This window comes from Chryseobacterium sp. W4I1, from assembly GCF_030816115.1.
GTDB lineage: Bacteria > Bacteroidota > Bacteroidia > Flavobacteriales > Weeksellaceae > Chryseobacterium.
This window is the reverse complement of sequence record NZ_JAUSXQ010000001.1, coordinates 3,126,959-3,140,027: the sequence shown is the minus strand read 5'-3', so window position 1 is coordinate 3,140,027 and position 13,069 is coordinate 3,126,959. Positions and strand designations below refer to the sequence as shown.

Genomic DNA, 13,069 nt, shown 5'->3' with positions numbered 1-13,069 from the left:
TAAGTGATTACTTAATATCATTCGCTACTTCCCTAGCTTTTGAAGTCGGTAAGTAAATACTGAATCCTACGTTGAAAGTAATATTTGAATTTAAACCTTCGCTACCAAATCCTGCTCTACCTTTATATTTTACTAAACCTTCAATACCGATATTAGGAGTAATAAAATAAGAATAACCAGGACCAGCACCAAAATCTAAACCGGTTGTAGAATCTCCGTTTTCAACAGATCTACCTCCAATACCTACGTTACCTTCAAGGAACCATCTCCCGTGGTGAAGTAGGTTATCTACCCCTTTTTCTCCAGGTGATAGGAAATAACGTCCTAATGCACCAACACCATAAGTAAAGTCTGTCGGTGATCCGTTGGTAACTTTGCTGATACCTAAATCCACATATCCACCCACTGCAACATTATCCTTTATAAAATAAGCTGCTTTCGGCTGCAATCCTATGTTATAACCTCCCCCTGTATTTAATCCAAAGTTACTTGTTATAAGGCTACTTCCTACCATCCAATTACCTTGTTGAATCTGAGCATTAGCTGTTGCAGTCAAACCCGTTGCTGCCAATATTCCTGCAAAAATTAGTTTTTTCATAATTTATTATTTTAATAATTAAATGTTATCATTTGTAGATTAGAGAAAACACAAGAATGGTGCCAGACTTCTTAATTTTAGATAAAAACTCAGAATTATTGTTAATTTTTGGGTGATCGAAATGTGAATTATTATGGCTTTTTTTTGATGATACGATAATTTAGATGCATAAAAGGAGCACTGAAATGATAAGTCCTGCAATTGTAAACTTAATTCCCCTTTTAAATGCTTTGGACTTTGGATTAAACATCCAGAAACTTGAGATGACAAAGAAGAATAAAGAAATTCCGAAAAATGTATTCAGGGGCGACAATGTCTCTTTTGACTGGGATTTGTGAAGTTTCACCATCTTGTCAAGAAGGAAAGGAAGTTCCTTTTTAGAATATTTTGCCTTTCCGGATGCTGTATCGTAGGTTCCCTGCTTAAAGTACAATATATTTCCTTCAGTTTTTTCTACTTCCAGTCCTTTGATTTTTAGTTCCTTACCTAGTTCTTTTTCTGAAAGATGGGAAGCCACCGTTTTATCATACTGTTTTTCTTTTTTTAAGAAATCTGTATCCCTGTAAACCAGGAGAACCCCGCTCAATGCATATATAGCCATTATTCCTGCAAGAAAATAGCCGAGATAACGGTGTGTAATTCTCATAAAGCTTCTTGTGTCCTTAATCTTGTCCATATCGTTTGCTTTTTTATAATTTTTAAAGCGGAAGATGTGACTTCCGCTTTGAATGATGAAATTATTAACGTATTAAATTCTAAAGTTTGTAAGTCAGTGTAAAGTAATAGTTTCTCGGTGTGATAGGGTTTACCGAATAATTTTCGTGTACATTATAATTCACTACATCAAATAAGTTACCCACTTTTCCCTGAATTGAGAATTTTTTCCACTCGTAGCCTACGGATACAGTTACCGTCGTATAATCTTTTAATTCAAATACTCTGCTTACTCCATTTCTGGCGGCTAAACTATTGTTTCCTTTTTTTGTGTCATTCCAACCGGCTAGTCGGTCACCAATGAAATAAGCACCCGCCCCTACTTTTAATCCTTTGGCAAATCGCGTAAATTTATAGAATACTGAAGCATTAGCAGTTGTAGCTGGAGTTCTTACAAGTCTTTGTTTCTCCACATATCCAACATCTTCAGGAGTGTCAAGATATACTGAATTGTTGTAAGAGAAACCCCCTATTATAGAAAGATTTTCTGTAGGATTTCCGGTAATGTCTAATTCTAGACCACGGCTTCTCATTTTCCCCGTAAATTCTTTAATGTTTGTGTCGCTGTTTACAGTTCCGTCTGCTTTAACTAAAGCCGTTTGGTAAGAGTTGTGATTAATTATTTGATATAATGATAAATTAACGGCTAGTGCATTGTTCCACAGATTCTTTTTGACCCCTACTTCATATTGATCTATAGTAGTCGGTTTAAGTGCTTCACTAAAAATTGTTATTCCGGCGTTTGCAGAAAATGAGTTGGTATACGTAGCAAAAACAGAAAGATTATCATCAGGCATATAAACCAAACCTACTTTTGGAGAAAAAGCCTGATCTGACGTTGCAGAATTTGAAACGAAGATCTTCTCCTGAGGTTTAGCTGGAGTTGCATAACTTGTCTTAATAGAAGGCATATTTTCTATATAAGACCAACGAAGCCCGGCAATAACTTTAAGCTGTTTAGTTAAACTTACAAAGTCCTGGGCATAAATACCAATTCTTCGGGTGTTGACTCTCGTTAGTGAATTGTCACTGGTATTTGGCATTGCAACATTTCCCCATGTTGATGGATCATCCAGAAATAAAATATTGGCAGGTGCTGCCACATTAAACGCATAAGAATCTGCCTGATTATAGTCAGTATCGGCTCCTACTAATAATTTATGACTGATTTTTCCGGTATTAAATTCTCCATTAATATTTATTTGAGCAGAACCGTAATTGGTTTCATTGTAGGTTTTATTAAATGGTCTTGCCCAAGTCAGACGATTTTCAGAGATTTTTTTATCGTAAATCCATTGCACACGCTCAGAAGAAAAATAATCTTTCTTATAATTTTGGTAAGAGGCAACGGCATTTAACGTCCAGTTAGTACTTAACTGGTGATTGAAGGTTACATTCGTTGAAGTTTGTTGTACATTCTGATATTGCCAGTCTGTACCGAAAAATGTATTTCTGCTTACAGAATCGTTCAATGAATAACTTAGATCTTTATTGGTAATAGACCCAATCCCAAAATCGGGAGTAAAATTATTTTTAAGATAATCCGCTTCTACAATTAATTGTGATTTCGGACTTAAATTGAATAAAAATGAAGGATTGAAATAATATTTTTCAGACTCTACAACATCTCTGAAACTTTCAGCGTATTCATAAGCGCCGTTTACTCTGAATGCAATATTCTTCGATAGGGGCCCATAAATATCCACTGTTGGTTTGTAAGAATTCCAGCTGCCTCCGTTAAGACCCACACTTCCTCCAAAGTTGAACTTAGGCTTTTTGGTAATCATATTGATGATACCACCTGCGGCCGTATTTCCATAAAGCATTGCATTGGCTCCTTTCAAGACTTCCACTCTTTCCATACCGCTTACTTCAGGGAAAACACCACTGTTGATTCTGGTTCCGTTTTTAAAAATATTATCATTTCCTAAAATGAAACCACGACCACCAAAGCTGTCCTGAGAATTTCCTCTGGATGATGTAACGTACATACCGTTTACATTCTGAAGGACATCACTCAGTTGTTTTGCCTGCTGCTGCTCAATGATCTCATGGGTTATAATAGAAATAGGCTGCGGATTTTCCATGACCGTAAGCGTTGACTTGGTAGATAACGTTCTTGCCTGGTTTGGATTTCCGGTCTTATGGAGGTTAATATCTTCTATCGTCTGAGATCTTAATGTATCTGCTTCAACATTTTTCAGCTGAGCAGCCACTGATACAGCGGTTAATAAAAGTCCTAAAGAAAGTAACTGTCTTTTCATTTATTATTTTTATATAGAATAGTTTTAAATAGGGGGCAAAAATAAGAATTTGGAATGGGTTAATTTAGAATTAATAAAAACAATAAAATGATTTATATCATATTTAAAGAATTTTGTAATACTCATTACTGATATTATTGATTTCTATACTGAGGATTATTGAATATATTTGTTTAAAATTTATACATATGCAATTGGTAAAAGCAGGACTTTGTGCCTTTGGAATGAGCGGAAAAATATTTCATGCCCCTTTTTTGAAAGAGCATCCCGGGTTTTTTATGGCTGCTGTCGTAGAAAGAAGCAAAGAAGAATCTAAAGAAAAATATCCCGAAGCCACCATCTACCGCTCCGTAGAAGAAATGCTTCAGAATGCAGATATAGAACTGGTGATTATCAATACACCTGTGCAGACCCATTTTGAATATGCAAAGATGGCACTGGAAGCAGGGAAAAATATAATCGTAGAAAAACCTTTTACAGTAAGTGTTTCAGAAGCTGAACAACTGGTGGATCTGGCAGAAGAAAAAGGATTGTTCTTAAGTGTTTACCAGAACAGAAGGTTTGACCGTGATTTTTTGCAGGTACAGAAAATATTGAGTGAAGGAAAATTAGGAACCATTAAAGAAGCAGAAATCCGTTTCGATAGATTCCGTACTGCACCGAGTGGTAAACAGCATAAAGAAGATCCTCAGCAGACCGGTTCAGGTTCTTTGCATGACCTGGGATCTCATCTGGTAGATCAGGCTGTACAGTATTTCGGATATCCTGAAAAGCTTTTTGCCGACGTTTTCTCAATGAAAGGAGAAGAATATGCTAATGACTATTTTGAAATCCTTCTATATTATAAGAATGATCTTAGGGTAAGGCTTAAATCATCTGTTTTCACCAAAGAAGCACATTATGCTTATGCGGTTCACGGAGAAAAAGGAAGTTTTCTGCAGGAAAGAACAGACAACCAGGAAAATGAATTGGTTGCAGGATCCATCCCTGTCTATGGCAATGAATGGACTAAGCCATTAGAAGGAACAGATGGAATTTTAAACTTTTTAAATGAAGATTCAGAAACAGAAAGGATACTGACCGCCAGCGAACCCGGAAATTATATGAATTACTATCAGCAGATCTATGAGTACATCGTTTTCGGATATGCATTGCCGTCTCAGGGAAGGGAAGTGGTTCAGAATATGAAAATCATAGATGCCTCCCTTGAAAGTTCAAAAGCCGGGAAAGTAGTTTATTTGTAAGAGCATATTGGATTTGAGGGTAGGAGAGTTTTAGAGTAAAAGTATTTGAGTCTAATTGGCATTTTCTAACACTATAACCCTAAAACTCTTCCACTCTCAAATCCCTTTACTCATCATATTTCCTGAAGTTCCAGCCATCTCATCTCATATCCTTCCAGCTTTTCAGAAATAGCTTCCAGTTCTGCAGAAAGACTGGCCACCTTTTCGTATTCTGTTTCGTTATTGAGCTGGTCCATGATCTTGGCACGCTTTTCTTCAAGTTCAGGCATTTCTTTTTCTATCGTTTCCAGCTCCCTCTGTTCTTTGAATGACATTTTTCTTTTTTGAGAAGAAGGTTGAGAAACCTGAGGTGCTGCAACAATTTCTTTTACAGGTTCAGGTTTGGATACTGCATTTTTTTCCAGCGCATCCTCCCGGCTTTTGGCTTCTCTGTATTCTGAGAAATTCCCGATAAAGTCTCTGATTTTTCCCTGCCCTTCAAAAGCTAAAATATGGTCAACAATTCTGTCCATAAAATACCTGTCGTGAGATACAATAATCAAGCTGCCTTGAAAATTCAGCAGGAAGTTTTCCAATACGGTAAGAGTCGGAAGATCCAGATCATTTGTAGGTTCGTCAAATATCAGGAAGTTAGGGTTGTGATACAAAATATACATCAGATGCAGTCTTTTTTTTTCACCTCCCGAAAGTTTTGAAATAGGCGAATATTGTGTTTGATCATCAAACAGGAACAGTCTCAAAAACTGTGATGCAGAAATGGTTTTTCCGTTTGCTAAAGGAAAGTTTTCGGAGATTTCCTTGATGAAATCAATGACTCTTTCATCTTCTTTATATTTTAATCCTTTTTGTGAAAAATATCCGAATTTAATTGTCTCTCCGGTCTCAATTTCTCCAGAATCTTTTGGTTCAAGCCCCTGGATGATATTTAGTAAAGTAGATTTTCCGGCACCATTTTTTCCTACGATTCCTACTTTCTCACCTCTTTGAAACTGATAACTGAAATCTTTTAGCAATAATTTATCACCATAGCTTTTAGAAATATCTCTAAGCTCTAAAATTTTGTTCCCGAGTCTTTTCATCTCGAAGTCAAGCTCTAGAGATTCTTTTCTCGTGTCAGTTTTAGCTATTTTTTCAGTTTCATAAAAGTCATCTTGTCTGGATTTCGATTTTGTAGTTCTGGCCTTAGGCTGTCTGCGCATCCATTCAAGTTCTTTCCTGTAAAGATTATTCGCTTTATCGATGGTAGAGTTCATATTATCCTCACGAATCATCTTATTTTCAAGATAAGTTGCATAAGAACCATTATGAACATACAGGTTTTTATCTTCCATTTCCCAGATAATTCCACAAACGGCATCCAGGAAATACCGGTCGTGAGTCACCAGAATCAATGTGATTTTTGCTTTACTCAGATAGCTTTCTAGCCATTCTACCATTTCCACATCAAGGTGGTTGGTAGGCTCATCCATGATCAGAAGTGTATGGCGGTGTTCAGCTCTCGTTTCAGTCAATAGCTTTGCTAAAGCAACACGTTTGATCTGCCCTCCCGAAAGTGTTCCCATTTTTGCTTCCAGATCTGTGATCTTTAGCTGAGACAGAATTTGTTTCATGTCATTCTCCAGATCCCAGGCCTTATGGATTTCCATTTCTGCCAAAGCTTTTTCAATGAAATCATAATCTGTGGAAAGCAAGGATTTATGATAATTTTTCAAAGCCTGAATAGGGGCGGAATCAAGCGTCATCATAAACTCATCAATAGTAAGATCAGAATCAAAATCGATTTCCTGGTCAAATAAAACCACCTGAATATCCTTATTGATGCTTACAGTTCCGCTGTCTGCAATTTCTTTCCCCATTAATATTTTAAGAAGGGTAGATTTTCCGCTTCCGTTTTTGGCAACGATGGCTATTTTGTCCCCTTCATTGACATGAAAAGAGATATCCTGGAACAAGACTTTGATGCCGTAAGATTTAGTAAGATTTTCTACAGAAACGTAATTCATTGGAATGTAATGGTTTGATATTGATTTTGTATTGAGCCGCAAAAGTACAAAAATGTAACCAGAAAACTTTTACATAACACGATTCAAATCCCTGAATTAAATTCTGAAATGCAGTTCAGCGGTTTCATTGATAAAGGATCGGAATTATGTATTTTTTAGAATTATGGTCACTGGTTGGTGATTTTTTATTATAAATTTAACTAAAGTGGCTTTAAATTTAATAATCTGTTATGACTGATGAATGCAGGAAATAGAGAATTTTGCACCAAACTTATACTATGAAAAAACTCAATACTCTATTCTTTCTTTTTGCAGCATATCTTTTCAATGCCCAGGTCATTTCCGGAACGGTGATTGCTAAAAATGAAAACCAACCTATTCCTTATGTAAAGATAGGAATCGAAAAAGAAAATAAAGGAACGGTTTCTGACGAAAAGGGAAATTTCTCCATTGATCTTTCCGGGCTCGAGAATTCCCAAAAGCTCAGGATAGAGGTTCCCGGTTATGAACCTTATACTGAATCCGTACAGAATTTCAAAAAAAAGGATGGTCAACAGATCTTTTTAAAAGAAAAGATTAAAACCATAAAGGAAGTCAACATCAAAGTTAAGAAACTGATTGACAAAAACTGGGGTGTTAATACCAAGACAAAAAGCGTCCTGTATTCTGTTAATTCCCAATTCAAAAAAGAAGATTTCCTTGGTGAAACTGCGTTGGAATTTAATGCCAACAAGAGATCCAAGATCAAAAACATCAATCTGAATATTGCCAGCTATACCTCCAATATGCCTGTACTGATGCGATACAGTATTTATAGTGAGAAAAACGGATTTCCCGATCAGAATATTCTGGATGAAGAGATCACAGTGGAGCTTACCAAGGATATGATCAAAGATGGAACCTATACGCTGGATGTTAATGAACATAATATCTGGGTGCAGGGTAAATTCTTCATTGGAATTCAATTTTTAAAAGAATTTGAAGGAAAGATCAATATCAGTGCAGCTCTTTTCAGAACAGGATTTATTAGAAAATTTTATGGAGACTGGCAGAAAATGACTCTGGCGGCACCTGCGATCAACATAGATGTAAAAGTGGATAAAAGTGCAAAAAATATCAAAGACGAAACAGCTGCTTTAGGGGATGACCTTGAAGGGCTGATTTCTGATGTTTCCCAGTATCAGACAGAAGCTGAAAATTCAGGCTACGGAAAAAATGAATCGACAGGTAATTATCTTGCATTAAAAGATACAAAGCTTTACTACGAAACCTACGGAGAAGGAGAACCTCTTTTTCTTCTTCATGGAAATTCCGGGAGTATAAAGGATTTTTACCAACAGATCCCGGTTCTTTCCAAACAGTTCAAAGTGATTGTTGTAGATACAAGGGGACAGGGTAAAAGTACCGATACATCTCATAGAGAATTTACTTATACTCAATTTGCAGAAGATATAAAAGCGCTTGCAGATCAGTTGGGGTTAAAGAAAATAAATATTGCAGGCTGGAGCGATGGCGGAATCACAGGACTTGAATTTGCTCTAAAATATCCGGAAAATCTTAATAAACTAATAGCTATCGGAGCCAATGCTTTTCCTAAAGGTGTTGACGAAAGACTGGTTACCCATTTGAAAAACCAGCTCCTGGTACTGAATATTGAGAATAAACCTGAGAAATTTGACGAACGCAGATTGGTAACAATCATGCTAAAAGAACCGCATATCAGCAAGAAAGACCTTTCAAAAATACAAAGTCCGGTTTTGGTAATTGCTGGTGATAAAGATGTGATCAAACAGGATCATACCGAAATGATAGCCAGGGAAATTCCGAATGCTGAACTTAGGATCTACAAAAATGCGACCCACATGATTCCTTTTGAACATGCAGATGAATTGAATGCGGATATTCTAAGGTTTCTGGGGAAATAGTTTTTGGGCTGGAAGAGGGAAGATGGATGTTGGGAGATAATGGGAGAATCAGTTTTTATCAGCCCAAAAGTAAATAGGTTAGGGAGAATAGTTCTTCCGGCCTTAGAAAATTTCCATCTCCCATCTTTTATTCCTGCTAATCCAGTGTCAGCCTCTTCAAAGACCATGTACTTCCATTGTAAATATCAAGATCTACTTTCGTATTGATCCCATGAACAATTCCGTTTTCCGTAAACTGCCAGAAATCCCAAGGATCATTTGGAGTGGGAGAGGGGACATCATTGTAATTGGCCAGCCAGAGTGGATAGCCGTCAAATTCTCCTTTCAGGAAATCTTTATAATAATGATAATAAGTATAGATGATTGGTTTTTCACCGTAAGTTTCCTCCACGATTTTGCACCACACTTTTAAGTCTTCAATCAGTTTTTTGTTCGTTTTCCGTTTTGGGATCTTTTCGATATCCAGAATAGGCGGGAGATCTCCGCTTTCCAGTTTTACATTTGCTAAAAAATTGTTGGCCTGGATTACAGGATCTTCATCTGCCCTGTAAAAATGATAAGCGCCACGGATCAGATTATATTTTTGAGCCTTTGCCCAGAATTCATTAAAATGTTTATCTGCATTCCGGTTTCCCATCGTAGCACGCATCACCACAAATTCAAGCGGAATGGTTTTATTTCCGATGCTTAAACTGTCCCATTTTATATCTTCCTTGTTCTGGTAATGAGAAACATCAAAGCCATAAGTTTTATCAAGATTGGCCGAAAGAATTTTCTGGATTCTTAAAGTTTCTATTTCGCTGTTGTGAAGTTTTTTATGACTGAATTTATTAAAGTAAAGTGCATAATAATAGCTGATAGACTGCTTCAGATAAAATCCGGTCCCAATTAAAGCCAGAATTAAAACAGCCAATATTACTTTTCTCCGGAAAAAATAATTCTTCCGACGGTTCTCATGTACTTTTTTGGCAGTTTTTTTGGTGTACTTTCTGGGTGTCATAAAGTTTTGCAAAACTAACTTTTTTCACTTCTAAATGCTAAATAAAATCAGTAAATTTGTGTATTATGGAAACACGCGAAAAAATCATCATTATAGGAGGAGGATTTGCGGGGCTGCAGCTTGCAAAAACGTTAAATAACAAGAACAAAAAAGTAATCGTTCTGGATCGGGTGAATCATCATATGTTTCAGCCGCTTTTTTATCAGGTTGCCTGTGGAAGGATAGAGCCTTCCAATATTTCCTTTCCTTTCAGGAAGATTTTTCAGCGGTCCAGAAATACCCAGTTTCGTCTCACTGAAGTCAAAGAAATCGATTCTGTGCATAACAAAGTGATTACGGATGAAGCTGAATTCACCTATGATAAACTCATCATAGCCACCGGATGTAAAACGAACTTCTTTGGAAACAAAGACTTGGAATCAAAGGCTTTTGGAATGAAAAATACCCAGGAAGCAATAGGGATCAGAAATCATATCCTGATGACCTTTGAAAAATTGATTCTTGAAAAAAGCAGAAGCGATGATGGTAACTGGAATATTGTTATCGTAGGAAGTGGTCCAACCGGTGTAGAACTGGCTGGAGCTTTTGCCGAAATGAAAAAAGAAATTCTTCCCAGAGATTATCCCTACATGAATTTTAACCAGCTTAAGATTATTCTGGTAAGTTCCACAGAAAAGCCCCTTGCTGTAATGAGCAGTGAAGCTCAGGAAAAATCTGAAAAATATCTCAAAGATCTTGGCGTAACTTTCTTAAGTGGTGAAGTCGTTACAGAATATGACGGAAATAAAGTCTTTATGAAGAGCGGAAAAGATATTCCGTCCAACAATGTGATCTGGGCAGCTGGTGTCACGGGAAATGTAGTTGATGGATTTCCAGCAGAAAAATTAATTAGAAACAGATATATAGTAGACCGATTTAATAAAATAAAAGGTTACGACAATATTTATGCAATTGGAGATATTGCCTATATGGAAACTCCAAAATATCCACAGGGACATCCGCAGGTAGCAAACGTAGCCATTAATCAAGCAAAAAATTTAGGTAAAAACTTTTTAAAGAAGAATGAAGGTGATTGGATAGAGTATGAATACAAAGATCAGGGTTCACTGGCAACCATTGGAAAGCATAGGGCTGTCGTAGATCTTCCGTTTATCAAATTCCAGGGATTCCTGGCATGGTATTTCTGGATGTTTCTTCACCTCATGCTTATTCTGAGTGTGAGAAATAAGCTGGCTGTCTTTTTCAACTGGATGTGGAGCTATTTCAATAAAGACTCTTCTTTAAGATTAATTATTTCACCTAATAAGAAAAACGGAACATTACAATGAGAATTGATATTATAAGCGTACTTCCAGAATTGATGGAAAGTCCGTTTCAGACTTCTATTTTGAGAAGAGCAATGGATAAAGGTTTAGTAGAAGTCCATTTTCATCACGTTAGAGATTATGCCATCAATAAGCACAGACAGATTGATGATGAGCCCTATGGAGGCGGAGCAGGAATGGTAATGATGATAGAGCCGCTGGATAAATGTATTTCCGAACTCAAATCCCAAAGGGAATATGACGAAGTGATCTACCTGACACCGGACGGTGTGACATTAAACCAAAGAATGGCGAATAGCCTTTCTATAAAAGATAATCTGATTTTCCTGTGCGGCCATTACAAAGGCATTGATCAGAGAGTACGGGATCTTCACATCACCAAAGAAATTTCTATTGGCGATTATGTCCTTACCGGAGGAGAGCTGGCAGCATGTGTTCTGGCAGATTCTATTATAAGACTGATTCCCGGAGTGCTCAATGATGAGCAGAGTGCACTGACAGACAGCTTTCAGGATGATCTCCTTTCGCCGCCTATCTATACGAGACCTGAAGTTTATAAAGGTTTAGAGGTGCCGAAAATCCTTCTCAGCGGTAATTTTGCCAAAATTGAAGAATGGCGCCAGGACGAAGCCATTAGGATTACAAAAGAAAAACGTCCGGATCTGCTTTAAATTAATAAGATAAATGGCCTATTTGTAAACTTTTTTTCACATTTCCGGGATGCGATTTTCGGAACTTAATAAGAATTGATATAAAACCCAAAATGTGTAAAAATTATCAACCATTTATTCATTTATTTATAATTTTTTTCCTGTTAACTTAGGATGTATATATTGTTTTAATTTTGTCTTCACGTAACATTATTTTGAATGCTTAATAATTTGGCAGTAAATGCGCTATTTTAGTTGATATTTTTTGTTAAATATATTGTATGGCCTGTATAGTATTAATATGAAAATATTATAAATAAATTTAATGGAATTTGAAAAAAAATAATAAATTTACAACGAAAAGAATTTGATAATTTTAAGATAGCAATTGCGAAGATGGAGATGTTCTCTTTTTACAATGTCGAAAATTTATTTTTGCCAGACCCTAAACCTGTTCATCAATTAGATCCTACAAAATCAGGTTTGAAAAATTGGGATGAAAGTAGATATAGAAATAAGCTTTTTAAAATTTCACATGTTTTTCAATTGATGAAGGAGGAAAATGGTGTCCTCCCGTTTCTGATTGGTTTATCTGAAGTTTCCGGAAGGAAAGTTTTGGAAGACTTGGTGGAAATGGAACCTTTTAATTCCGAATATGGGATTGTGCATTACAATTCTATGGATGAAAGAAAAGTGGATGTAGCTATGCTCTATGATAAAAATAAAGTGGAGATTATAGATTCAGAAACGATCACTTTCTTTTTCGAGATTTTAAATAAAAACACAGAAAATTACGACACAACCAGAGACGTACTTTTTTCTAAGGTTAAATATAAAGGAGCTGTTATTAATGTCTTTATCGCCCATCTTCCCTCCAAGCGAGAAAAAGACGTCAATAAGCCTAAAAGAGACTTTATTCTTAATGAAATCCGGGAACGGATCCTGAAAATTGTAAACTTCGACAAGGAACATGTCATATTGTGCGGTGATTTTAACGAAAACCCGGATGATGAAAATTTGGTAAACGTTTTATACGACAATGATCGTGAAAAGGTTTTGGTAAATCCTTTTCAAGACTTGTTCTATACAAGAAATTATTCTACTTTTCATTATAAAGACGGGCTGTTATATGACCAAATTATCTTATCAAAATCTTTTTTTGATAATGATGTTTTGAAATTTCAGAATGCTCAAATATTTAATTCTGAAAAAATAAGCAGCCGAACAAGAAATTTTGAAGGACGTCCTTTTAGAACCTATGCCGGAACACGGTATTTAGGCGGATATAGTGACCACTTTCCGGTTTTTGTAAAGTTTGAAGAAAACAAAAACATAAATAATTAAAG

The 13,069-nt window shown here is 36.2% G+C and carries 10 protein-coding genes; 5 read left to right on the top strand and 5 right to left on the bottom strand.

Translation table 11 applies throughout. From position 1 onward, the window contains the following. Nucleotides 1–7: 7 nt before the first annotated feature. The 3 genes from QF044_RS14700 to QF044_RS14690 form a co-directional block, all read right to left on the bottom strand. Entirely contained in the window at nt 8–598 is a 591-nt protein-coding gene (locus tag QF044_RS14700; RefSeq protein ID WP_307268761.1) for a hypothetical protein, read from the bottom strand. Nucleotides 599–758: 160 nt separating this feature from the next. Continuing rightward, nucleotides 759–1,274, bottom strand: coding sequence for a hypothetical protein (locus tag QF044_RS14695; protein WP_307268758.1), 516 nt, complete (start codon nt 1,272–1,274; stop codon nt 759–761). A gap of 79 nt (nt 1,275–1,353) precedes the next feature. Next, nucleotides 1,354–3,576 carry a TonB-dependent siderophore receptor gene (locus tag QF044_RS14690; protein WP_307268755.1) on the bottom strand — a complete coding sequence of 741 codons (2,223 nt, stop codon included), beginning with the start codon at nt 3,574–3,576 and terminating at the stop codon, nt 1,354–1,356. A gap of 188 nt (nt 3,577–3,764) precedes the next feature. Here QF044_RS14690 and QF044_RS14685 point away from each other — a divergent pair, with 188 nt between their 5' ends. Continuing rightward, nucleotides 3,765–4,820, top strand: coding sequence for a Gfo/Idh/MocA family oxidoreductase (locus QF044_RS14685; protein ID WP_307268751.1), 1,056 nt, complete (start codon nt 3,765–3,767; stop codon nt 4,818–4,820). Between the two features lie 113 nt (nt 4,821–4,933). Here the strand turns inward: QF044_RS14685 and abc-f are convergent, their stop codons facing one another. After that, on the bottom strand, nt 4,934–6,823 hold the full coding sequence (abc-f, locus tag QF044_RS14680) for a ribosomal protection-like ABC-F family protein (protein ID WP_307268749.1): 1,890 nt from the start codon (nt 6,821–6,823) through the stop codon (nt 4,934–4,936). A gap of 278 nt (nt 6,824–7,101) precedes the next feature. On the opposite strand from abc-f, the gene QF044_RS14675 reads away from it, so the two are divergent. After that, complete coding sequence (locus QF044_RS14675) at nt 7,102–8,748, top strand: alpha/beta fold hydrolase (protein WP_307268746.1); 1,647 nt, start codon at nt 7,102–7,104, stop codon at nt 8,746–8,748. Between the two features lie 136 nt (nt 8,749–8,884). Here QF044_RS14675 and QF044_RS14670 read toward each other — a convergent pair whose 3' ends face one another. After that, the gene (locus QF044_RS14670; protein WP_307268743.1) at nt 8,885–9,748 is read right to left on the bottom strand and encodes a glycoside hydrolase family 25 protein; all 864 of its coding nucleotides are present in this window, start codon (nt 9,746–9,748) and stop codon (nt 8,885–8,887) included. A gap of 65 nt (nt 9,749–9,813) precedes the next feature. On the opposite strand from QF044_RS14670, the gene QF044_RS14665 reads away from it, so the two are divergent. From QF044_RS14665 to QF044_RS14655, 3 genes are all read left to right on the top strand, one after another. Continuing rightward, nucleotides 9,814–11,076 (top strand): NAD(P)/FAD-dependent oxidoreductase, encoded by a 1,263-nt coding sequence (locus QF044_RS14665; protein WP_307268741.1) that lies wholly within the window; start codon nt 9,814–9,816, stop codon nt 11,074–11,076. After that, on the top strand, nt 11,073–11,744 hold the full coding sequence (trmD, locus tag QF044_RS14660; protein WP_307268739.1) for a tRNA (guanosine(37)-N1)-methyltransferase TrmD: 672 nt from the start codon (nt 11,073–11,075) through the stop codon (nt 11,742–11,744). The genes QF044_RS14665 and trmD overlap by 4 nt, the downstream gene beginning before the upstream one ends. A 375-nt stretch (nt 11,745–12,119) precedes the next feature. Beyond that, nucleotides 12,120–13,067 (top strand): endonuclease, encoded by a 948-nt coding sequence (locus QF044_RS14655; RefSeq protein ID WP_307268737.1) that lies wholly within the window; start codon nt 12,120–12,122, stop codon nt 13,065–13,067. Nucleotides 13,068–13,069 lie beyond the last annotated feature (2 nt).

Excerpts from the sequence above, each read along its gene's own strand:
- QF044_RS14695 (WP_307268758.1), bottom strand. The coding sequence starts at position 1,274 with ATGGACAAGATTAAGGACACAAGAAGCTTTATGAGAATTACACACCGT.
- trmD (WP_307268739.1), top strand. The coding sequence starts at position 11,073 with ATGAGAATTGATATTATAAGCGTACTTCCAGAATTGATGGAAAGTCCG.
- QF044_RS14700 (WP_307268761.1), bottom strand. The coding sequence starts at position 598 with ATGAAAAAACTAATTTTTGCAGGAATATTGGCAGCAACGGGTTTGACT.
- QF044_RS14675 (WP_307268746.1), top strand. The coding sequence starts at position 7,102 with ATGAAAAAACTCAATACTCTATTCTTTCTTTTTGCAGCATATCTTTTC.
- QF044_RS14690 (WP_307268755.1), bottom strand. The coding sequence starts at position 3,576 with ATGAAAAGACAGTTACTTTCTTTAGGACTTTTATTAACCGCTGTATCA.
- QF044_RS14685 (WP_307268751.1), top strand. The coding sequence starts at position 3,765 with ATGCAATTGGTAAAAGCAGGACTTTGTGCCTTTGGAATGAGCGGAAAA.
- QF044_RS14670 (WP_307268743.1), bottom strand. The coding sequence starts at position 9,748 with ATGACACCCAGAAAGTACACCAAAAAAACTGCCAAAAAAGTACATGAG.
- abc-f (WP_307268749.1), bottom strand. The coding sequence starts at position 6,823 with ATGAATTACGTTTCTGTAGAAAATCTTACTAAATCTTACGGCATCAAA.
- QF044_RS14655 (WP_307268737.1), top strand. The coding sequence starts at position 12,120 with ATGGAGATGTTCTCTTTTTACAATGTCGAAAATTTATTTTTGCCAGAC.
- QF044_RS14665 (WP_307268741.1), top strand. The coding sequence starts at position 9,814 with ATGGAAACACGCGAAAAAATCATCATTATAGGAGGAGGATTTGCGGGG.